The sequence below is a fragment of the Brachybacterium vulturis genome, assembly GCF_002407185.1.
GTDB classification, from domain to species: Bacteria; Actinomycetota; Actinomycetes; order Actinomycetales; family Dermabacteraceae; genus Brachybacterium; species Brachybacterium vulturis.
The window spans coordinates 214,146-233,679 of record NZ_CP023563.1 but is presented as its reverse complement, the minus strand read 5'-3'; the positions used below and the strand labels follow the sequence as shown (position 1 = coordinate 233,679).

The window sequence follows — 19,534 nt, the reverse complement described above, 5'->3', positions numbered from 1 at the left end:
CGCGCGCCCTTCACTGCACCGGGTGGGTGACGGTGACCAGCTTGGTCCCATCGGGGAAGGTCGCCTCGACCTGCACCTGGGCGAGCATCTCGGGCACGCCCTCCATCACGTCGTCACGGCCCAGCACATAGCGCCCGCCCTCCATGAGATCGGCGACGGACTGGCCGTCCCGCGCGCCCTCGAGGAGGTACGAGGTGATCAGGGCGGTCGCCTCCGGGAGGTTGAGCGTGAGTCCGCGCTCCTTGCGCTCCAGGGCGAGCTTCCCGGCCAGATGGACCATGAGCCGTTCCTGCTCGTGGACACTCAGGAACATCGCACACTCCTCGACGGACGGGGGCAGAGCCCTTATCTTGACCCCTCGCCAGGGTGGGGTCAATCGACGGACCTCGTCGGCTCAGTCGACGACGCCGAAGAGGCGGTCCCCCGCGTCCCCGAGGCCGGGCACGATGTAGCCCCGCTCATCGAGCTTCTCGTCGATCGCCGCGGTGACGACGGTGAGGTCGATCGCCGGATCGAGGGCCGCCTCCAGGTTCCGCAGGCCCTCCGGGGCGCACAGCAGCGTCACGCAGGTGATGTCGCGGGCGCCGCGCTCGTGCAGGTACTGGCAGGATGCGATGAGGGTGTTCCCGCTGGCCAGCATCGGGTCCAGCACGAAGCACTGACGGCCGGAGAGATCGTCCGGCAGACGGTTCGCATAGGTGGTGACCTCGAGGGTCTCGTCGTTGCGCACCATGCCCAGGAAGCCCACCTCGGCGGTGGGCAGCAGGCGGGTGAGGCCGTCGAGCATGCCGAGGCCGGCGCGCAGGATCGGCACCACCATCGGCTTGGGGTTGGTCAGGCGGGTGCCGGTCATCGTGGTCACCGGGGTCTCGATCTCCGCCGGGGCCACGGCGACGTTGCGGGTCGCCTCGTAGGCCAGCAGGGTCACCAGCTCATCGGCGAGCTGGCGGAACACCGAGGAGTGGGTGGCGCGATTGCGCAGCACCGACAGCTTGTGGGCGACGAGGGGGTGGTCGATCTCGAGTACGCGCATGGGGCTGAATCTACCGGACAATGACCCCATGACCGATGACGAACTGATGGGTCTGGCGATCGAGGAGGCCCGCGCCGCCGCCGACCGCGAGCCGGCCGACGTCCCGATCGGCGCGGTCGTGGTGGGCCCCGACGGCGAGGTCCTCGCCACCGCCGGGAACCGCCGCGAGGCCGACGAGGACCCCACCGCGCATGCCGAGATCCTCGCGCTGCGCCGCGCGGCCGCGGCCACCGGTCGCTGGAACCTCACCGGCTGCACGCTCGTGGTCACCCTCGAGCCGTGCACCATGTGCGCCGGCGCGATCGTGCTGGCCCGCATCCGGCGCCTCGTCGTGGGCGCCATGGACCCCAAGGCCGGGGCCGCCGGATCGCTCTATGACCTGGTGCGCGAACCGCGGCTGAACCACCGCGCGGAGCTCACCACCGGGGTGCGGGGCCAGGAGTGCGGCGAGCTGCTGCGGGAGTTCTTCCGATCGCGGCGGAAACGGGTCGCCGATCCCCGAGGTTGACCAGGGTGCGGAAACTGGTCGACCAGGTGCCTGTCCAGCTGGTCGGATCCGCTGTACTGTGGTGACATGAGCGCGAAGACGGTCCCGGAAAGCAGGCCGGAGCACCCTGAGCGGGTGGTGAAGGTCCAGGAGGCGAAGACACGCCTCTCTTCGCTGTTGCGCGAGGTGGAGACGGGGAGCGAGATCGTCATCTCCCGGGGGAGCACCGCGGTCGCCCGGCTCGTGCCCGTCGACGCACCGCCCCAGGGGGACCGCCGGCGCCCGATGGGGTTCCTGCGGTTCCAGGTCCCCGACACCTTCTTCGAGGAGCTCCCCGAGGAGGAGCTGCGGGCCTGGGAGGGCGACGCGTGACCGAGCTGCTCGTGGACACCCATGTGCTGCTCTGGGCGTTGGCGGAACCGGGGAAGCTCACTCCCGCCGCCGAAGACGCGCTCGCCGATCCGGACACCATCGTCTGGGTCTCCGCAGCATCGGCCTGGGAGATCGCCACCAAGGTCCGCATCGGCAAGCTGCCGGGAGCAGAGTCCCTCATCCTCGACTACGCACAGCATCTCGAGAGGTGGTGCGCGACGCCGCTTCCCATCGACTCCGCCGATTCGATCCTCGCCGGTTCGCTCGTGTGGGATCACCGGGATCCCTTCGACAGGATGATCGTCGCGCAGGCGATCCGTCGGGGCCTTCCCCTGGTGAGCGCGGACGAGGCCTTCGACAGCCTGGCGGGTGCCGATCGTCTCTGGTGACCGCGGACCCGTCTGTCTCATTCTGTCCGGGCAGTGAGATGAGGGCCGGAGGAGCCCCGTGACCTCCTACAGTGAGCGGGTCCGAGTCCGCTCCGCCACGTCCCGCACCGTCTGCCGCCGACGGGGCCGAGGGAGAATCCCATGCATGCCGCCGACCAGGCGACCGTCGTCGCCGAGGACGTCTCGAAGGTCTTCTTCTCCGGTGGGGATCCCGTCTGGGCCCTGGAGAACTTCTCCCTGACCCTCGAGCCGGGCTCCTTCACGTGCATCGTCGGCCCCTCCGGCTGTGGCAAGTCGACCTTCCTGCGGATCCTCGGCGGCCTCGAGGAGCGGACCGTCGGCGCGGTCACCATGACCGGGGCCGAGCACGCCGTGCCCGCGGCCTTCGTGTTCCAGGAGCACGGGGTGTTCCCGTGGATGACGGTGCTGGACAACGTCGCCTTCGGGCTGCGCATGACCGGTGTCTCCCGGCGCGGGCGCGAGGCCACCGCCCGGGACTGGCTCGCCCGGGTGCGGCTGACCGACTTCGCCGAGTCCTACCCCCACCAGCTCTCCGGCGGCATGCGCCAGCGCGTCGCGATCGCCCGCGCCTTCGCCACCGGGTCCCCGGTGCTGCTGATGGACGAGCCGCTGGGCGCCCTGGATGCCCAGACCCGCATGCTCATGCAGGAGGAGCTCATCGACCTGTGGGAGCAGGAGCGCAAGACGGTCCTCATGGTCACGCACGACATCGACGAGTCGATCATCCTCAGCGACCGCGTGATCGTGATGTCGGGCCGCCCCGGCACCGTGCGCGCGGACATCTCGATCCCCTTCGAGCGCCCCCGTTCCTTCGACATCGAACGCAGCCCCGAGTTCGGCGAGCTGCGCTCCCGCATCTGGAACCTGCTGCGCGATGACGTGCGCACCGCCGAGGAGACCGCATGAGCACCATCGAGAACCGCGAAACCGAGCAGAGCCCCGCGGGTCAGGGCGTCGCGGACGAGCGCGCCGAGCGCACCCTCGTGGCGGCCCGGGCCCACCGCTCCCGGGAGAGCCGACTGCGCACCCGCGACCTGGTGCTCTCCATCGCCGCCCCGATCGTGCTGGTGCTGCTGTGGGAGGTGTGTGCGCGACTGCTGATCATCGACCCGCGCTTCTTCCCGCCGCCCACCACGATCCTCATGGCCCTGGGGGAGATGGCGCTGGACGGCGAGCTGTGGCAGCACACCGGCCCCACCCTGCTGCGACTGCTCGTCGGCGGCGGTCTCGGCGCGCTCTCCGGCATCGTGGTGGGCCTGCTGATGGGCTCCTCGCGTGCCCTGAACGCCGCCTTCGGGCCGCTGTTCAGCGCGCTGTACCCGCTTCCCAAGATCGCGATCTTCCCGATCCTGCTGATGATCTTCGGACCCACCGAGCTGCCGAAGATCATCGCCGTGTTCATCACGACCTTCTTCGTCATGCAGATCGCGACCGTCTCCGGGGTCTGGGCGATCGACCGCCAGCTGCTCGAGGCGGGCACGGCGTACGGCGCCACCGGCTTCGCCCGCTTCCGCTTCGTGGTCCTGCCCGGGGCGATGCCCTTCGTGTTCTCCGGTCTGAAGACCGCCACCGGCACCGCCGTCGTGGTGGTCACCGCGGTGGAGTTCACCGGCGCCTCCACCACCGGTCTCGGCTACCTGATCTGGAACTCCTGGCAGCTGTTCATCCCCGAGAAGCTCTACGTGGGCCTGCTGGTCATCGGCATCATCGGTGCCGCCCTGACCACGCTGCTCAGCCGCAGCGAGAAGCTGCTGCTGCCCTGGCGCCGCAGCGCCTGATCCTCCCGTCCCTCACCCCTCTCGCCCCACTCACCCCAAGGAATCCCTGATGCGACGTCGCGCCCTGCTCTCCCTCGCCTCCGCCGCCGCCCTCGGCGGCACCCTCGCCGCCTGCGGTCCGGCCGTGACCGGCACGGAGTCCGGTGAGGGCTCCGGGGCCGAGTCCGGCACAGTTCGTGTCGGCCACGTGCCGTCCTCCCTGTTCGCCCCGCTCTACGTCGCCGACGCGATGGGGTACTTCGCAGAGGCCGGCATCACCGTCGAGCTGACCCCGCTGAAGTCCGGCCAGGACGGCATCCCGATGCTCGCCAACGACCAGCTCGACGTGATGATCGCGGGCTTCAGCGCCGGCATGTTCAACGCCCTGGACCAGGGACTGGCCTTCAAGATCGTCGGCTCGATGGGGATCTCCCCGGGCGACCCGGAGAACTCGCCCACTGCGCTCGAGGTCAGTCAGGAGCTCATCGACGACGGCTCGGTCACCACGGTCGCCGATCTCGCGGGCCGCAAGATCGGCGTGGCCGGCGGCCCCGGCGCGACCGGCGGCTACCTGCTGGCCGCCATGCTCGAGGAGGGCGGGCTGACCCTGAACGACGTCGAGGTCTCCAACCTCTCCACCCCCGACCAGGAGCCCGCCATCGCCAACGGCTCCGTCGCCGCGGCGACCCCCTCGGCGCCCTTCTCCACCGCGATGGAGGAGGCCGGGGTCGCCTCACCGCTGGCGGTCCCGAAGCAGGGCACCACCGGCACCGGAGTGCTCTACTCCGAGACGTTCGTCGGCGGTGAGCTCGCGCAGGGCTTCTTCTCGGCACTCGCCCGGGGCTCCCAGGAGCTCTCGAGCGACGGCACGCAGACCGACGAGGTCTACCAGATCCTCACCGACACCCTGGGCCAGGAGCTCGAGGTGCTGAAGTCCGCGCCGATGTACTCCTACCTGCCCGACCTCGCCCCGCAGCCCGAACAGCTCGAGGCGATGCAGGCGGTGTGGATCGAGGCCGAGCAGATCACGTACGCCGAGCCGATCGACGTGGCCGGGATCGTGGATGCGAGCTTCGCCGAGGGCGCCGACGCCTGAGGCCCGCCGCCGGGGCCCCGATCGGTGGGCGCGGGTGCGGTCGGTGGTGTTCGGGCGCGGCCGGTGTGCATCCATCGGCGTCAGGTGAGCAGACGTCGCCGTATATCCGGGGTGTGTGCTGGCTCAGCGCCACTGGATGCACACCGCGCGCGGGCGGAGCGGCTCCACGCTCAGACCCAGCCCTGGCGCCGCGCGAGCGCGACCGCTTCATGCCGGTTGGCGGCCTGCAGCTTCGCCTGCGCGCTGGAGAGGTAGTTGCGCACCGTGCCCTCGGCGAGATGGGCGCGGCGGGCGATCTGCTCGATCGCGGCACCATCCGCGGCGAACTCCAGCACGTCCGCCTCCCGCGGGGTCAGGGGCGAGTCCCCGGAGGAGATGGTCTCCGCCGCGAGCTCCGGGTCGATGACGCGGCGTCCGTCGGCGACGGCGCGCACGGCGCGGGCCAGCTGATCGGCCGAGGTGGTCTTGGGCAGGAAGCCGAGGACCCCCTGGGCGAGTGCTCGCTTGAGGTATCCGGGTCGGGCGTGCGAGGTGAGGATCAGGCAGCGGGTGGCGGGGGAGGCCTCGGCGATCCGCGCGGCGAGCTCGAGGCCGTCACCGTCGGGCAGCTGCAGGTCGAGCACTGCCACGTCCGGCTGCTCGGCGCCGACGAGACGGACGCCGTCGGCGACCGTCGCGGCCTCTCCTCGCACCTCGAGGTCGGCCTCGAGGGAGAGCATCGTGGCCAGCGCTGATCGGATCAGGTGCTCGTCATCGACGAGGACCACACGCAGCGGGGCGGGGGCATCGGCGGGGTCGGGGGACTCAGCGTTCATCGGGTGCCTCCGGAGGCATCGAAGCGGATGTCGAGGGTGAAGCTGCCGCCGTCGCGGCGGATGCTCAGCGCGGAGTCTGCGCCGAGCCGCTCCCGCATCCCGGTCAGCCCGCTGCCCTCGTGGAGCTCCGCGGAGCCGGAGGCGCCGTCATTGACCAGGGTGATCCCCTCCGGGCCCAGCGTGATGGTCACGAGGGAGGGATCCGCATGGCGGAGGATGTTGGTGCCGCCCTCGCGCAGCACCCAGGCGGCGGTGCCGGCGTGCCGGGCGGGGACGTCGTCGGCGTCGCCATGGATCGTGACCTCGGCGTGCACGGAGCGCAGCAGGGAGGCGGTGCCGCGCAGCTCGGTGGCCAGGTCCGCCTCGCGGTAGCCGCGCACCAGGCCGCGGATCTCCGCGAGCGAGGTGCGGGCGATCTGGGCGACCTCCCGGCTGTGCTCCACGGCGCGGGGATCCTCGCGCTCGACGAGCTGGGCCACCAGCTCCGCCTTCACCGCGATCACCGAGAGATCCCGGCCGGAGACGTCGTGCAGGTCCCGGGCGAAGCGCAGGCGCTCCTCGGCGACGGCGAGCTGGGCCTGCGCCTGGCGCGCGTCATCGAGCTCGCGCACCAGCGCCGCCAGCCACAGGGACAACCGGGTGGTGGGCACCGTGACCACCACGAGGACGCCGCTGGAGAGGACCCACGGGAGGGGACCCAGCAGCAGCGCCGCCACCGCCGTGAACGCCATCACGAGCACCAGGCCCAGCTCCCACCGCCATCGGATCGCCACCGTGGTGACCAGCAGCGACAGGGAGATGACCAGCAGGCGAAGATTCGCGCCGCCGAGCAGCGTGGTACCGGCGATCAGCGCCGACGGTGCCGCGGCGGTGAGCAGGGAGAGATCCGAGGGGAGCCGCCCCACCCGGCGGATCCCCCAGCGGTCCCGTGCGGGGGAGGGAGCGGTGGCGGCCCACGCCTCCATGGCGCGCCAGGCCGACCAGGCACCGAGCACGATCTGCCCGCCCAGCACCGTGGTGCTCAGCGGGGCGGCGGCGAAGGCGGTCGGGATGTGCAGGCCGAGGAACAGGGCGATGCCGAGCGGGAGCACCGCCACCACGCCGACGACGGTCCATGCCGTGTAGGCGTAGAACACGCTCCACTGGCGGCCGGTCGTGGTCTGCACGTTCATCCTCTCGTGATCGTCGACAGGACGGACGACCTGGTGGGGAGCCTATCGGGTCAGCGCCGCGGCTCCCAGCGGAAGTGCTCGCGCACGAACAGGGCGCCGAGCAGGGCCCAGCCGAGCAGGATCCCGGTCTGTCCGGCCAGGAGCAGCCAGGCGTCGGCACCGGTCACGGTCGCCCCGTCGGCATCGATGCCCAGCCAGCCCAGCCGCACCAGCGCCGTGATCGGGGCGGAGGGGAGGAACGCGATCAGCCGTGTCGCCCACTCGGGCAGGAGCTCGAGGGGCAGGATGCCGCCGGCGCCGATCATCAGGACGGCCATCGCGGGCAGCGAGGTGATCTGAGCGGACTCGACGGTGCGGGTGATATTGGCGGTGACCAGCGCCAGCGGCACGAGCATGAGCGCACCGAGCCCCAGGCCGAGGGCCAGCACGAGGGGGTTCTGGGGCAGCGGGAGCTCCAGCACCGGGATCGAGAGCGCCATCGTGAGGCTGAGCATCACCGCGGTGAGCAGCAGTGCCGGGGTGGCCGTCGCGGCGAGCACGGTCGCATCGGAGGCCTCACCGGTGCGCAGACGCTTCAGGACCAGGTCCTGGCGGCGGGCGACATAGGAGCACAGGAGGTTGTAGTAGACGATGAACAGCATCACGGTCACGAGCATCGTGCCCAGCACGGCGGCCAGAGCGGGCCCGGAGGCGCCGTTCTGCGCAAGGGGCAGGAAGCAGAACGGCAGCAGGAGCGGCAGTGCGATGGCGGTGATGAGCTGCATGCGGTTGCGGCGCAGGAGGGACAGCTCCGCGGCGGCGAGCCCCAGCAGGCGGGGAGCGCGGCGCGTGCGGGTGGGGACGGTGCGAGGGAACGCGGTGGCAGTCATGATCATCCTTCGGGGGAGAGGGTGGAGCCGGCGATCGCGAGGAACACCGATTCGAGGCTGGCGGCACGGGCATCGAGGCCGGTGAGCTCGACGTCTTCGGTGCGGGCCCAGGTGAGCAGGGTGTGGAGGTCCGCGTTCAACGAGATGGTGGCCACCTCGAGGAGGCCCTCTGCGCTGCGGACGGCCTTGCCCTGCAGGGCGGGGAGCGCGGGGGCGCTCGCCGGGAGCGTGGCGCGGATCCGAGCGGCGTGCCCGGCGACGACGTCGGCCACCGTGCCCTCGCGCACGATCCTCCCGCGGTGCATGATCGCGAGTCGGTCGGCGAGGGCCTCGGCCTCGTCCAGGTAGTGCGTGGTCAGCACGATCGTGGTGCCGCGCGCTGTGAGGGAGGCGATCAGCTCCCAGGCCCGCGCCCGCGACTCGGGGTCCAGCCCGGTGGTCGGCTCGTCGAGGAACAGCAGCTCCGGGTCGCCGGCGATCGCACAGGCCAGGTCCAGGCGCCGCACCTCCCCACCGGAGAGGGAGGAGATGCGGGTACCGGCCCGGTCGGTGAGGTCGACCTCGGCCAGCACCTCGAGCACGGGGCGCGGGGTGCTCAGCGTCCGGCTCCACATCCGCAGCGCCTCGAGCGCGGTGAGGTCCGCCGGGAAGCCGCCGGTCTGCAGCATGAGCCCCTGGTGGGGGCGCACGGCGCGCCGCTCCCGGAAGGGGTCGTGCCCGAACACGCTCACCGTCCCGGAGGTGGGCCGGGCCAGGCCCTCGAGCATCTCGAGGGTGGAGGTCTTCCCGGCGCCGTTGGTGCCCAGCAGCGCGAACAGCTCGCCGCGGCGGAGGGTGAGGTCCAGCCCGTCCACGGCGAGGTAGGAGTCCCTGCCGCGGCCGTAGCGGCGGCTGAGTCCGCTCGCCTGCAGCACGACGTCGGTGCACTGGTCGGTGGGCAGGTCGGCGGGCGGGGTGGCGGTGACGGCGCGGGTGTCCGGCTGCTCGAGGGTCGACATCTCAGCGCCCGCCCGTCAGCTCGCGGGAGTATCCCCGGGTGCGGAAGCCGGCCACCAGGCGGACGGCCATGAACATGCCGACGACGCCGAACATGACCGCGATGGCCAGCATCTCCGGCTGGATCACGAGGACGACAGCCCCGATCAGGGCCAGGTCCACCACCAGTGCGAGCAGCTCGCGGCCGAGGGTCGCGGAGGGGGTCAGGGCCATCAGGTCCATCAGGACGGATCGTTCGGGGGACTGTGCGGGCGAGGGAGCGGTGCGCGGTGTCGATGTCATGCCCCCACTCTTCCGAGAAGCGTCTGCGGTCAGTAGGGCGCCGCCTCACGGCCTGGGATGGGAACCTCATCGCCCTCCCATGAGAAATGTCAGGGGTGAGGGCTCGGATCCCTCTGCGCGAACCCTCGGAGTGACCCCCTGCACACCCGGAACCGCAGGTCTGTGACGTTTGTTGCGGCAGATGAACCAATCGTCCGGCCCGGGTGCCCGGCGATGCTTGAATCCTCGGGTGATCACTCTGGACCGCCTCACGAAGGTCTTCCCCGCCCCCGGCGGCGGAGACCCCGTCGTCGCGCTCGACGGGATCGACCTCCACCTCGAGCCCGGCCGGGTGCACGGCATCGTCGGCCGCTCCGGGGCCGGGAAATCGACCCTCATCCGCTGCCTGACCGGGCTGGAGAAGCCCACCACCGGGCGCGTCGAGGTGGATGGCACCGATATCGCCGCCCTGGACGGTGCCGCCCTGCGTGCCGCCCGCCGAAACATCGGCATGGTCTTCCAGCACGCGAACCTGCTGGACTCCCGCACCGCCGCCCAGAACATCGCCCACCCGCTCGAGATCGCCGGCGTGCCCCGTGCGCAGCGGCAGCAGCGGGTGGCCGAGCTGGTGGAGCTGGTGGGGCTCACCGGGCGCGAGCACAACCACCCCGCCCAGCTCTCCGGAGGGCAGATCCAGCGCGTCGGCATCGCCCGCGGGCTCGCCGCCGAGCCGAAGGTGCTGCTGTGCGATGAGCCGACCAGCGCGCTCGACGGCTCCACCACCCGCCAGATCCTGCGACTGATCGCCGACCTGCGCGAGCGCCTCGGCATCACGGTCGTGATCATCACCCACGAGATGGGCGTGGTGCGCGAGGTCTGCGACACCGTCACCCTGCTGCAGGACGGCCGGATCACCCAGAGCGGTGATCTGCTGGACGTCGCCGCGGATCCGCACGGCCCGCTGAGCGCCGAGCTGATCCCGCTGCCGCCGGCCCCCACCGGCATCGACGCCCTCGTGGTCAACTGCGACTACGGCAACTCCGCACGCTTCCGCACCAACGATGACCTGATCCGTCTGGCCGAGACCTACCAGGCCGAGGCGACGCTGGTCGCCGGCACCATCGAGACCATCGGCGGGCGCCAGGTGGGCCGCGTGCAGCTCGCCCTGCGCAACCGCTCCGGTCGGCCCATCTCCCGGGAGGGCCTGACCGCCTTCCTCACCGAGCTCGAGGCGGCCGGCGTGGTCGCGACGGAGGTGACCGCATGATCGCGATCCTGCAGGAATGGCTGTCCAACCCGCTGCTGGTGCGCTGGGAGGGCGGTCCCTGGGAGGCCACCCTCGTCACCCTCTACATGACCGCTGTGACCATGGCGCTCACCGTGCTGCTGGGCCTGCCGCTGGGCGTGGCGCTGTTCGAGACCGATGACTCCGCCTCCTCGCTGGTGCGCCGGTTCAACCAGGTCACCGGCTTCGTGGTCAACGTGCTGCGCTCCTTCCCTTTCTTCATCCTGATCATCGCGCTGATCCCGATCACCTCGCTGATCACCGGCCGCTCCACCGGCCCGAACGCGGCGATGATCGCGCTGACCATCGCGGCGGTGCCCTTCGCCGCCCGCCTGTTCGAGCTGAACCTGCGGGAGATCCCCGCCGGGAAGATCGAGGCGGTGCGGATGATGGGCGCGAGCCGCTGGCAGGTGATCCGCCAGGTGCTGATCCCCGAGGCGCTGCCCGGTATCATCGGCTCGATCACCACCACCACGATCGCGGTCATCGGCTACACCGCGATGGCCGGCTCCGTGAACGCCGGGGGCCTCGGCCAGCTCGCCTACAACCGGGGCTACACCGGCTACCAGACCGAGATCATCGTCGTCACCGTCATCCTGCTGATCGCCATCGTGATCCTCGTGCAGCTGCTCGGGGACCGACTCTCCCGCGCCGTCGATCACCGCGCCCGCACCGCCTGATCCCCTCACCCCTGCTGTCCCCTCACCTCGTAAGGAAGCTCTCCATGCGCACCGTCTCCCGCCGCACCCTGTTCGCCTCCGGCGCCGGGCTCACCGCCCTCGCCCTCGCCGCCTGCGGCGGTGAGACGGCGGCCCCGCTCACCGAGGAGGGCGGTGTCACCACCATCCGCATCGCCGCGACCCCGCTGCCCCACATGGAGATCCTGACCTTCGTCAAGGACAACCTCGCCGCCGACGCCGGGCTCGAGCTCGACCTGCAGGAGCAGACCGAGTACCCGATCCCGAACCGTCTGCTCGACGAGGGTGAGGTGGACGCGAACTACTTCCAGCACCTGCCCTACCTCGAGACCGAGATGGCGGAGAACGGCTACGAGCTGACCCCCTTCGAGGGCGTGCACATCGAGCCGCTGGGCATCTTCTCCGAGTCGCTCACCGGCCTCGACGAGATCGAGGAGGGATCCGCCGTCGGCGTCCCGAACGACCCCACCAACCGCGGCCGTGCGCTCGCGCTGCTCGCCTCCGAGGGCCTGCTGGCGCTGCGGGACGGGATCGAGCCCACCGAGGCGACGGTCGACGACATCGCCGAGAACCCCCAGCACCTCGAGTTCCAGGAGATCGACGCGGCGCTGCTGCCCCGCACCCTGGGCGACTACGCGATCGCCGTGATCAATGGCAACTACGCCATGGAGGCGGATCTCAGCCCGGCCGAGGACGCCCTCGCCCTCGAGTCCGGCGAGGACAACCCCTATGCGAACATGCTCGTGGTCCGCACCGGGGACAAGGACAACGCGGCGCTGCGGACGCTCGACGAGCTGCTGCGCTCGGAGGACGTCCGCACCTTCATCGAGGAGACCTACGACGGTGCGGTGATCCCCGCCTTCTGAGCAGCCTGCCTCCGGCCCCCGGACCGGCTCAGGCGACCCGGGCACCGGCGGCGCGGCTCTGGTGACGCTCACCCCGGCCCCCGGCCCCCGGCCCCCGGCGACCTCTGCTCGGCGGCTCATGTCGGCGACGGGCCGTTGGTGATGTGAGGTGGTGATATGGCCATCTCACATCACCAGCGGCCCGTCCGTGACACCTGGGGCCGTCGTCCGAGTCAGGTCGGCGGCCGGTCGGATCAGAGCAGCTCGGTCGCCCCGAGCTGGTCCAGCAGCCAGGCGAGCTCGTCCGCACGCTGCTCCCACTTGCGGTAGCGGCCCGAGCGGCCGCCGTGCCCGGCGACCATCTCGCAGCGGAACAGGATCGGCCGCTCCGCCTGATCGGAGGTGACGGTCTCGCGCAGGCGGGCGACCCACTTGGCCGGCTCGTTGAAGAACACGCGGGTGTCGTTCAGCGAGGTGGAGGCGAAGATCGCCGGGTACTGGACCGCCGTGATGCTCTCGTAGGGCGTGTATCCGCGCATGTACTCGTACACCGCCGGATCGTGCAGCGGATCGCCCCACTCCTCCCACTCACCCACGGTCAGCGGCAGGCTCGGGTCCAGGATCGTGGTCAGCGCGTCGACGAAGGGCACCCCGGCGATGATCGCCCGGAACCGCTCGGGGGCGAGGTTCGCGATGCCGCCCATCAGCAGCCCGCCCGCGCTGCGGCCCTCGGCGCCCAGCCGCTCCGCGGCCACCAGGCCGGAGTCCGTCAGGTGGGCGGCGGCGGCCACGAAGTCGCTGAAGGAGTTCTTCTTCTCCAGCAGCTTGCCGTGCTCGTACCAGTCGCGGCCCATCTCCCCGCCGCCGCGCACGTGCGCGATCGCGATCACCACGCCGCGGTCCAGCAGCGACAGCCGGGTGGGGACGAACGAGGGGTCGATCGACATCTCGTAGGAGCCGTAGCCGTACAGGTAGCCCGGTGCGGTGCCGTCGGCCGTGAGGTCGCGGCGCGCCACCACGCTCAGCGGGATCGCGGTGCCGTCCTCGGCCCTCGCCCATTCGCGCCGCTCCACGTACAGCTCCGGGTCGAAGTTCGGCACCGGCGTGACGCGCAGGATCTCGGTGGCCCCGGAGGCGACCTCCCGCTCGGCGACGGTGGACGGGGTGAGCATGCTGGTGAGCTGGTAGCGCACCGTGGTCTGGTCCCAGTTCGGGTTGGCGTCGATCTCGACGGTGTCCAGCTCGCCGCCGTGGCTGATGTCGCAGGCCTGCTCGATGCGCAGCGAGCCGTCGGCCGCCCGCGGGATCAGCCGCACGCTCGCCAGGCCGCCGCTGCGCAGCTCGAGCGCGACGAAGCCCGCGAACGCCTCGACCGCGAGCAGCCGCTCGCCCTCGGCCGGGGCCAGCAGCTCCTCCCAGCGCTCCGGTGCCTCCAGCGGCGCCTGCGCGAGCGCGAAGCCGCGATGGCCGTCGTTGTGCACGATCAGCAGCCGGTCCCCGCCGTGCTCGACGCCGTAGTCCACACCGTCCCGGCGGCCGCCCGCGGGCACCGGGGCCGATGTGGGATCGGACAGGTCCAGCAGCCAGGCCTCGGTGGTGGAGGTGGAGCCCGCCTGGATCATCAGGGTCGAGCCATCGCGGGAGCGGTCGAAGCCGATCATGAACCGCTCGTCGGGCTCCTCGATGACCAGCACGTCCTCGCCGGCCGGACCCCCGATGCGGTGCCGCCAGATCTGGTGCTGGCGCCAGGCGTCGTCGACCCGGGCGTAGAACAGCCACTGCTGGTCGGTGGAGAAGGCGAGACCGTAGCCGGCGCCGGTGACCGCCTCGTCGAGGACCGTCCCGGAGGCGATGTCCATGATGCGGAGGGTGAAGCGCTCATCGCCCGCGGTGTCCACGGCGGAGGCGAACAGGGTGTGGTCGGGGGAGGGGGCGAGCCCGCCGAGGGAGTAGAACTCGGCGCCCGCGGCCTCGGCCTGGGCGTCCAGCAGCACCTGCTCGCCCTCGAGCATCACGCCCGGCTCGACCTGCGGCATCGTGCCGGTGTCGGCGACGCGGGTGAACTTCGGGTAGTCGTCCCCGGCGGTGGTGCGGGTGATGTACCACCAGTGGTCGCGGCGCACCGGCACGCTGAGGTCGGTCTCCTGGGTGTGCCCGACGAACTCCCGGACCAGGGTGGCCCGGAGCTGCTCGAGGTGTGCGGTGCGGGCATCGGAGTAGGCGTTCTCCGCCTCGAGATGGGCGATCACCTCGGGGTCGGTCTTGTCCCGCATCCACTCGAACGGATCGACCACGGTGTCACCGTGGAAGGTCCTCTCGGTGGGGCGGTGCGCAGGGGTCGGGGCAGCAGGGAGCTCGGCGGTCATTCCCCGAGGGTAACCGCGCCCAGCTGCTCGAGGAGCCAGGCCACTCCCTCGACCCGGGGGTCGCCGGCGGATCCCAGGGTGGGGGTCGCGCGCAGCAGGATCGGGCGCTCGGACGGGTCCGAGGTGACCCGCGCCCGCAGCTGCGCGACCCAGATCGCCGCGCAGGCCGGGGGCACGTCCATGCCGTCGAGCGCCGTCCAGGCGAAGACTGCCGGGTACTCGGTCTCCCGGATGTTCTCCGCCGGGCTGTACCCGCGCTGAGAGCGGTAGGTCGCCTCATCGGCCGCGGGATCGCCCCACTCGGCCCATTCCTCGAGGGTGAGCATCACGTTCGGGTCCAGGAGGGTCTCCAGGGGATCCACCAGCGGACCCCCGGCGAGGATCGCCCGGAACCGCTCCGGGGCGAGGTTGGCCGCTCCCGCGACCAGCAGCGCTCCGGCGCCGTCGCCGACGGCGCCGATCCTGTCCGCTGCGACCCAACCGGTGTCCACGAGATGGTCGGCGCAGGCCAGGAGATCGGCGAAGGAGTTCTGCTTGCGCGGACCCCGGCCCTGCTGATGCCACTGCGGGCCCATCTCGCCGCCGCCGCGCACGTGCGCGATGGCGAGCACGACCCCGCGGTCCACGACCGCTCGGACCTCGGGGCGCAGCTTCGGCTCGGTGGAGATGCCGAAGGCGCCGTGGCCGTAGAGCAGTGCGGGTGCGGTGCCGTCGCGCGGCGTGTCCCGCCGGGCGAGCAGCGAGATCGGCACCCGCGTGCCGTCGGCCGAGGTCGCCCACAGACGACGCTCCACGTACTGCGCGGGATCGAAGTCGGCGGCGTCCTCTCGCAGGAGCTCGATGCTCTCCCCGGTGTCCAGGTCGTGCTCCAGGAGCATGCCGGAGGTGAGGAAGCTGTCCAGGCGGTAGCGGATCCGTCGGGTGCCCCAGGCCGGGACGGGCTCGAGGCGCACCGAGTCCAGCGTCCCGCCACGACCCACGGTGTGCGCCGCCTGCAGGTCGAGGGAGCCGTCGGCCCGGCGCGGGATGAGCCGCAGCCGCGGGACGCCGCCGCCGCGCAGCTGGAGGGCGATGACATCGGCGAAGGCCTCCACGGACTCGAAGTGCTCGTCGTCCTCGGCGCTCAGCAGTGCGGACATGCCCGGCAGGCCGCCGGTCGTGTCCAGACCGATCTCGCTGAGCACGGTCCGCTGGGTCTCGCGGTCCTCGTGGATCACCAGCAGCCGGTCCCCGGCATGCTCCAGGCGCGCGGGTCGCGCATCCGTGAGCCGGCCGGTCACCGGCCGCGGAGGCGCTTCGGCGGCGCGGAGATCGCAGAGCCACACCTCGCTGCCCTGGGGAGAGACGGAGCGGATCATCAGTGCGGAGCCGTCCCGGGAGCGGGAGAGCTCGAGCTCTGCCCAGTGGTCGGACTCCTCGAGCAGGAGGATGTCCTCCTCCGCCGAGGTGCCCAGGCGGTGGCTGCGGACCTGGTGCCGACGGCCGAGATCGTCCACCCGGGTGTGCAGCAGGGAGCGCGAGTCGGCGGAGAAGACGATATCGGGTCCGGCCCCGCCGACGGCGCTGTCGACGACCTGGCCGGTGGCGGCCTCGGTGATGATCAGTCGGCATCCGCCGAACGCCGCCTCGGCGCGGGCGAGCAGTCTGTGGTCGGAGGAGACGGCGAAGCCGATCATCGACAGGCAGTCGGCCACCAGGATCTCCTCGCCGTCGAGGAGCCGCTCGGGCTCGATCCGGGGGATCCCGGAGGGGCTCCGCAGCCCCTCCCGGTCGCGGACCCGGGACAGCGTGGCCGTGCCGTCGGGAGCGAAACGGTCGATGTACCACCATCCGTCGAGCAGGACGGGGGCGGACAGCTCGAGCGGCGAGACGGGGTCGTCGACCAGGGCGCACAGCTCCTCGCGCAGGGAGGCGAGATGCGCGGTCCGCGCGTCGGTATGCGCGTTCTCCGCGGCGAAGTGCCGGGCGACGTCAGGGGAGTCGGCGGCACGCAGCCAGCGGTACGGGATCGGGACGGCGTCGCCGAACAGAGCCCGCTCGACGGGGCGCGGGGCAGGGCGTGGGATGAGGTCGCGCGAGATCTCGCTGCCACGACGTGCCGAGCTCGTCGAGGAGACTGTGTGCTGAGACATGGGTGCAGCTTTCCTGTCGGGGAGAACCATCCGTGGTACGGCGAGCATCGATCGGGACCGGTGCACGTCCGCAGTGAGCTGAGGCACCGGCGTGACCGGCGTCGTTGCCGACCGAGGTGCAGCAGTTCTCATCGAGATGGTGCCTGGGGACTGAGGGATGGTGCCTGGGGACTGAAGGAGCCCTGGCGGTCAGGGCGGGGCAGTACGGCACGTCGCGCCGGAGGGCACTGTCCTCCGGAGTTCACATCGATCTAGCCTCCTTGTCACGTACTTCTCAGGACCACCATGTGAGGTCTGTCATACAGGCTACTGTGGGCATTTCAGAGGTATGTCAGAAATGGTGAACGGCGGCGGACACCGCCGGGCCGGGCGACGGCCAGTGACCGGGAAGGGGAGCGCCGCGGCGATGGCAGCAGGTGATGACGAGAGATTCGCAGTTGAGCTGCGCAGAGCCATCGAGCAGAGCGGCCTGACCCTGACCGCGATCTCCCACCGTTTGCGGGCGCGCCACCGACCGGTCAGCGTCGCCACGCTGAGCAACTGGCAGTCGGGCCGGAGCCTGCCCGGCGGGGAGCAGTCACTCGGTGTGGTGGCGGCGCTCGAGGAGCTGCTGGGGCGGGCTCCCGAGTCGCTCGCGGACCTGGTGGGGGCGCCACGACTGCGGGGACGGTCCGTGCGGACCACGTCCTTCCTCGGCCACCGCTCCAGCAAGGAGGTGTTCAACGACGCGCTCCGGGAGCTGGGGTTCACCTCCGCGCAGCAGTACGCCCATGAACGGGTGTTCCATCAGCACGCGACCATCGACTCGTCGCAGGATGTCCAGAGCTTCGACTTCGGCCTGATCGTGCGGGCCCTCGAGTCCGGGGTGTGCCGTCTGCCGGCGGTGTACGTCCTGGAGCCGGCGGAGCCGAACATCGCGCCGCACTTCATCCCGGTCCAGGGGTGCTCGATCGGGCGCCGAGTGAGCTGGCCCGAGCACCGGGTCTACGGCGTCGAGCTGCTGGTGGACGGCCACCTCGATGCCGGCCAGGTCGCGGCCTTCGACTACCGGGTCGAGCTGAGCGCCCGGGCCACGGACATGACGGCGGTCGTGTACAGCCTCCCGCGGCGGGCCAACGACGCGCTGATCGAGGTCGAGTTCCGCGGCGACCGGAGGCCGGTGGACTGCGTGCGATACCAGCGCACGGAATCCGGTGAGACCACCTCCAGCGTGCGCCTGGACCGTCGCGAACGGCTCCAGGTCAGCGAGGCCCGTTTCGGGCCCGGGACGCTCGGGCTGCGGTGGAAGTGGGAGAACGAGTGCGAGGACGACGAGGACGACGAGGACGACGGGACCGAGCGGGAGGACGACGAGCCCGGCTCCGACCGCGCCATGGCGCGCACGGGCCCCCGCACAGGTCCTCCCCGGCCGTGAGCACGGCGGCGTATCCTGAGGATCCGTTCCCGGCCTCACGGGGAGGTGTGCACCATGGGATTCACCGGTCAGGACATCGTGGTGGGTTACGACGACACCACCGCATCGATGGCGGCCGTCCACTGGGCCGCGGATCTCGCCCGGAGCACGCAGTCCGGGCTGCACCTCGTCCACGCCTGGACCTGGCCCCTGCTCGGACAGGGCGTGACGGGGATCCCGGTGCTCGACCCGACAGGGCCGCGCAATCAGGCCATGAGGCTCCTCGATGATGCCGCCGAGCGCATCGCCCTGCGGTTCCCCGAGGTGACGGTCACGGCGGAGCTGCTCCAGGGGATGCCGCGGGAGGCGCTCGAGGAGATCTCCGAGCGCACCGACCTGCTGGTCGTCGGCACGCGCGGCCTCGGTGCCGTGATGGGGACGCTGCTGGGGTCCGTCAGCCGCGGGATCCTCCACGACGCGGGCTGTCCGGTGGCCGTGATCCGCTCCGATCAGCACCGGGCGGGCCCGGTGCTCGCTGCGTACGACGGCTCCGAGGCTGCCGGCGAGGCGGTCGACGAGGCGGCTGATCTCGCAGCGGCCTGGGCCGCCGTGCTGCGCGTGATCCATGTGCGGTCGGGGTCGCATGCGCCCTCGTCGGGCGGCGCCGAGGTGTGGCGCGCCGGGAGCCGTTCGCGGGGGGTGCTCGAGGAGGGGGCCGCCCGGGCGGCCGCCCGGCACGAGGGGCTCGAGGTCCAGGCGCGGATGATCGAGGACCGCACGGTCGCCGAGGGGATGCTGAGCGCGGCCACCGGGGCGCGCATGTTGGTGATCGGGCATCGCGGGCTGAGCCGGGGCGCCTTCGGGTCGACCGCGCACGCAGTCGTCCTGCACGCCACGGGGAACGTCGCGGTGGTCCGCCCGGCCAAGCGCGAGTGACGTGACTCGCGTCCGCAGTCGGAGAGTTTGAACGGGTGAGGTCGCGGCGGTTAGGCTGTGCGACGGTAGCGTGTCCGAGCGGCCGAAGGTGCATCACTCGAAATGATGTGTGGTTCATAGCCACCGCGGGTTCAAATCCCGCCGCTACCGCTCGTGACCTGGGGAGATGCCAGGTCGATGAAGGCTCCCACCGGATCCGGTGGGAGCCTTCATGCGTGCGGGGCGCAGGGGTGGAGCAGAGCCGGCACCGGGCTCAGCTGTTCTGGAACTCCTCATCGAGGTTGCTCTGGAGCAGGGAGGCGAGCAGGTCGAGGGCTGCCTCGGCACCCTCTCCTTCGGCGCGCAGCGTCACCTCGTCACCATGACCGACGTCCAGGGTCAGCAGCATGAGGATGCTGGAGGCCCTCACCGGTGCCGCCTCCGCGGTCTCGATCGTGACGGCGACGGGCTGCTCGCTGGCCGCCTGGGAGAAGATCGCGGCGGGGCGGGCATGGAGGCCGCTGGAGCTCGCGACCTTCACGGTACGTGCTGGCATCTCTAGCGCCTTTCTCGACGTGGTCCCTCCCAGGGTATCCGCGCGCACGCCCTGACGGACATCTGCCCACCGGCGA

The 19,534-nt window shown here is 71.4% G+C and carries 21 protein-coding genes and 1 tRNA gene; 12 read left to right on the top strand and 10 right to left on the bottom strand.

The window, feature by feature from the left end:
* Positions 1-10: 10 nt before the first annotated feature.
* Positions 11-313: an urease subunit gamma gene (locus tag CFK38_RS01055; protein ID WP_096801404.1), complete on the bottom strand. Its 303-nt coding sequence runs from the start codon at positions 311-313 to the stop codon at positions 11-13.
* Positions 314-394: 81 nt separating this feature from the next.
* Complete coding sequence (gene upp, locus CFK38_RS01050; protein ID WP_096801403.1) at positions 395-1,033, bottom strand: uracil phosphoribosyltransferase; 639 nt, start codon at positions 1,031-1,033, stop codon at positions 395-397.
* Between the two features lie 28 nt (positions 1,034-1,061).
* On the opposite strand from upp, the gene tadA reads away from it, so the two are divergent.
* From tadA to CFK38_RS01020, 6 genes are all read left to right on the top strand, one after another.
* On the top strand, positions 1,062-1,541 hold the full coding sequence (tadA, locus tag CFK38_RS01045; protein ID WP_157773299.1) for a tRNA adenosine(34) deaminase TadA: 480 nt from the start codon (positions 1,062-1,064) through the stop codon (positions 1,539-1,541).
* A 66-nt stretch (positions 1,542-1,607) separates the two neighbouring features.
* Positions 1,608-1,892 (top strand): type II toxin-antitoxin system Phd/YefM family antitoxin, encoded by a 285-nt coding sequence (locus tag CFK38_RS01040; RefSeq protein ID WP_096801401.1) that lies wholly within the window; start codon positions 1,608-1,610, stop codon positions 1,890-1,892.
* The gene (locus CFK38_RS01035; RefSeq protein ID WP_096801400.1) at positions 1,889-2,281 is read left to right on the top strand and encodes a type II toxin-antitoxin system VapC family toxin; all 393 of its coding nucleotides are present in this window, start codon (positions 1,889-1,891) and stop codon (positions 2,279-2,281) included. Before CFK38_RS01040 ends, CFK38_RS01035 begins: the two co-directional genes overlap by 4 nt.
* Positions 2,282-2,422: 141 nt before the next feature.
* On the top strand, positions 2,423-3,208 hold the full coding sequence (locus tag CFK38_RS01030) for an ABC transporter ATP-binding protein (protein WP_096801399.1): 786 nt from the start codon (positions 2,423-2,425) through the stop codon (positions 3,206-3,208).
* A complete protein-coding gene (locus CFK38_RS01025; protein WP_096801398.1) occupies positions 3,205-4,080 on the top strand; it encodes an ABC transporter permease in 876 nt (291 codons plus the stop codon). The genes CFK38_RS01030 and CFK38_RS01025 overlap by 4 nt, the downstream gene beginning before the upstream one ends.
* A 49-nt stretch (positions 4,081-4,129) precedes the next feature.
* Positions 4,130-5,155, top strand: coding sequence for an ABC transporter substrate-binding protein (locus CFK38_RS01020; RefSeq protein ID WP_096801397.1), 1,026 nt, complete (start codon positions 4,130-4,132; stop codon positions 5,153-5,155).
* 170 nt (positions 5,156-5,325) lie between these two features.
* Here CFK38_RS01020 and CFK38_RS01015 read toward each other — a convergent pair whose 3' ends face one another.
* Genes CFK38_RS01015 through CFK38_RS00995 form a run of 5 tightly spaced genes read right to left on the bottom strand, consistent with a single transcriptional unit; the run spans position 5,326 to position 9,289 of the window.
* A complete protein-coding gene (locus CFK38_RS01015) occupies positions 5,326-5,970 on the bottom strand; it encodes a response regulator transcription factor (protein ID WP_096801396.1) in 645 nt (214 codons plus the stop codon).
* Positions 5,967-7,142: a sensor histidine kinase gene (locus CFK38_RS01010; RefSeq protein ID WP_245851173.1), complete on the bottom strand. Its 1,176-nt coding sequence runs from the start codon at positions 7,140-7,142 to the stop codon at positions 5,967-5,969. Before CFK38_RS01010 ends, CFK38_RS01015 begins: the two co-directional genes overlap by 4 nt.
* Before the next feature lie 50 nt (positions 7,143-7,192).
* Positions 7,193-8,011 (bottom strand): ABC transporter permease, encoded by an 819-nt coding sequence (locus tag CFK38_RS01005; protein WP_157773298.1) that lies wholly within the window; start codon positions 8,009-8,011, stop codon positions 7,193-7,195.
* 2 nt (positions 8,012-8,013) lie between these two features.
* A complete protein-coding gene (locus tag CFK38_RS01000; RefSeq protein ID WP_096801394.1) occupies positions 8,014-9,009 on the bottom strand; it encodes an ABC transporter ATP-binding protein in 996 nt (331 codons plus the stop codon).
* 1 nt (position 9,010) lies between these two features.
* On the bottom strand, positions 9,011-9,289 hold the full coding sequence (locus tag CFK38_RS00995; RefSeq protein WP_157773297.1) for a hypothetical protein: 279 nt from the start codon (positions 9,287-9,289) through the stop codon (positions 9,011-9,013).
* Positions 9,290-9,518: 229 nt separating this feature from the next.
* Between CFK38_RS00995 and CFK38_RS00990 the strand changes: the two genes are divergently transcribed.
* The 3 genes from CFK38_RS00990 to CFK38_RS00980 are packed head-to-tail and all read left to right on the top strand — an operon-like array spanning position 9,519 to position 12,117.
* Positions 9,519-10,535, top strand: coding sequence for a methionine ABC transporter ATP-binding protein (locus tag CFK38_RS00990; RefSeq protein ID WP_157773296.1), 1,017 nt, complete (start codon positions 9,519-9,521; stop codon positions 10,533-10,535).
* Entirely contained in the window at positions 10,532-11,233 is a 702-nt protein-coding gene (locus CFK38_RS00985) for a methionine ABC transporter permease (RefSeq protein WP_096801391.1), read from the top strand. The genes CFK38_RS00990 and CFK38_RS00985 overlap by 4 nt, the downstream gene beginning before the upstream one ends.
* Positions 11,234-11,277: 44 nt before the next feature.
* On the top strand, positions 11,278-12,117 hold the full coding sequence (locus CFK38_RS00980) for a MetQ/NlpA family ABC transporter substrate-binding protein (protein ID WP_096801390.1): 840 nt from the start codon (positions 11,278-11,280) through the stop codon (positions 12,115-12,117).
* Between the two features lie 233 nt (positions 12,118-12,350).
* Here CFK38_RS00980 and CFK38_RS00975 read toward each other — a convergent pair whose 3' ends face one another.
* Together CFK38_RS00975 and CFK38_RS00970 are read right to left on the bottom strand one after the other, a co-directional pair.
* Entirely contained in the window at positions 12,351-14,462 is a 2,112-nt protein-coding gene (locus CFK38_RS00975) for a S9 family peptidase (RefSeq protein WP_096801389.1), read from the bottom strand.
* Complete coding sequence (locus CFK38_RS00970) at positions 14,459-16,594, bottom strand: prolyl oligopeptidase family serine peptidase (protein WP_096801388.1); 2,136 nt, start codon at positions 16,592-16,594, stop codon at positions 14,459-14,461. Before CFK38_RS00970 ends, CFK38_RS00975 begins: the two co-directional genes overlap by 4 nt.
* Positions 16,595-17,000: 406 nt before the next feature.
* On the opposite strand from CFK38_RS00970, the gene CFK38_RS00965 reads away from it, so the two are divergent.
* The 3 genes from CFK38_RS00965 (at position 17,001) to CFK38_RS00955 (ending at position 19,073) form a co-directional block, all read left to right on the top strand.
* Positions 17,001-18,008, top strand: coding sequence for a helix-turn-helix domain-containing protein (locus CFK38_RS00965; protein ID WP_245851172.1), 1,008 nt, complete (start codon positions 17,001-17,003; stop codon positions 18,006-18,008).
* A 54-nt stretch (positions 18,009-18,062) separates the two neighbouring features.
* On the top strand, positions 18,063-18,923 hold the full coding sequence (locus CFK38_RS00960; protein ID WP_096801387.1) for a universal stress protein: 861 nt from the start codon (positions 18,063-18,065) through the stop codon (positions 18,921-18,923).
* Positions 18,924-18,987: 64 nt separating this feature from the next.
* Positions 18,988-19,073 (top strand) — tRNA-Ser (locus CFK38_RS00955).
* Between the two features lie 103 nt (positions 19,074-19,176).
* Here CFK38_RS00955 and CFK38_RS00950 read toward each other — a convergent pair.
* Positions 19,177-19,458 (bottom strand): HPr family phosphocarrier protein, encoded by a 282-nt coding sequence (locus CFK38_RS00950; protein ID WP_096801386.1) that lies wholly within the window; start codon positions 19,456-19,458, stop codon positions 19,177-19,179.
* Positions 19,459-19,534: the final 76 nt, after the last annotated feature.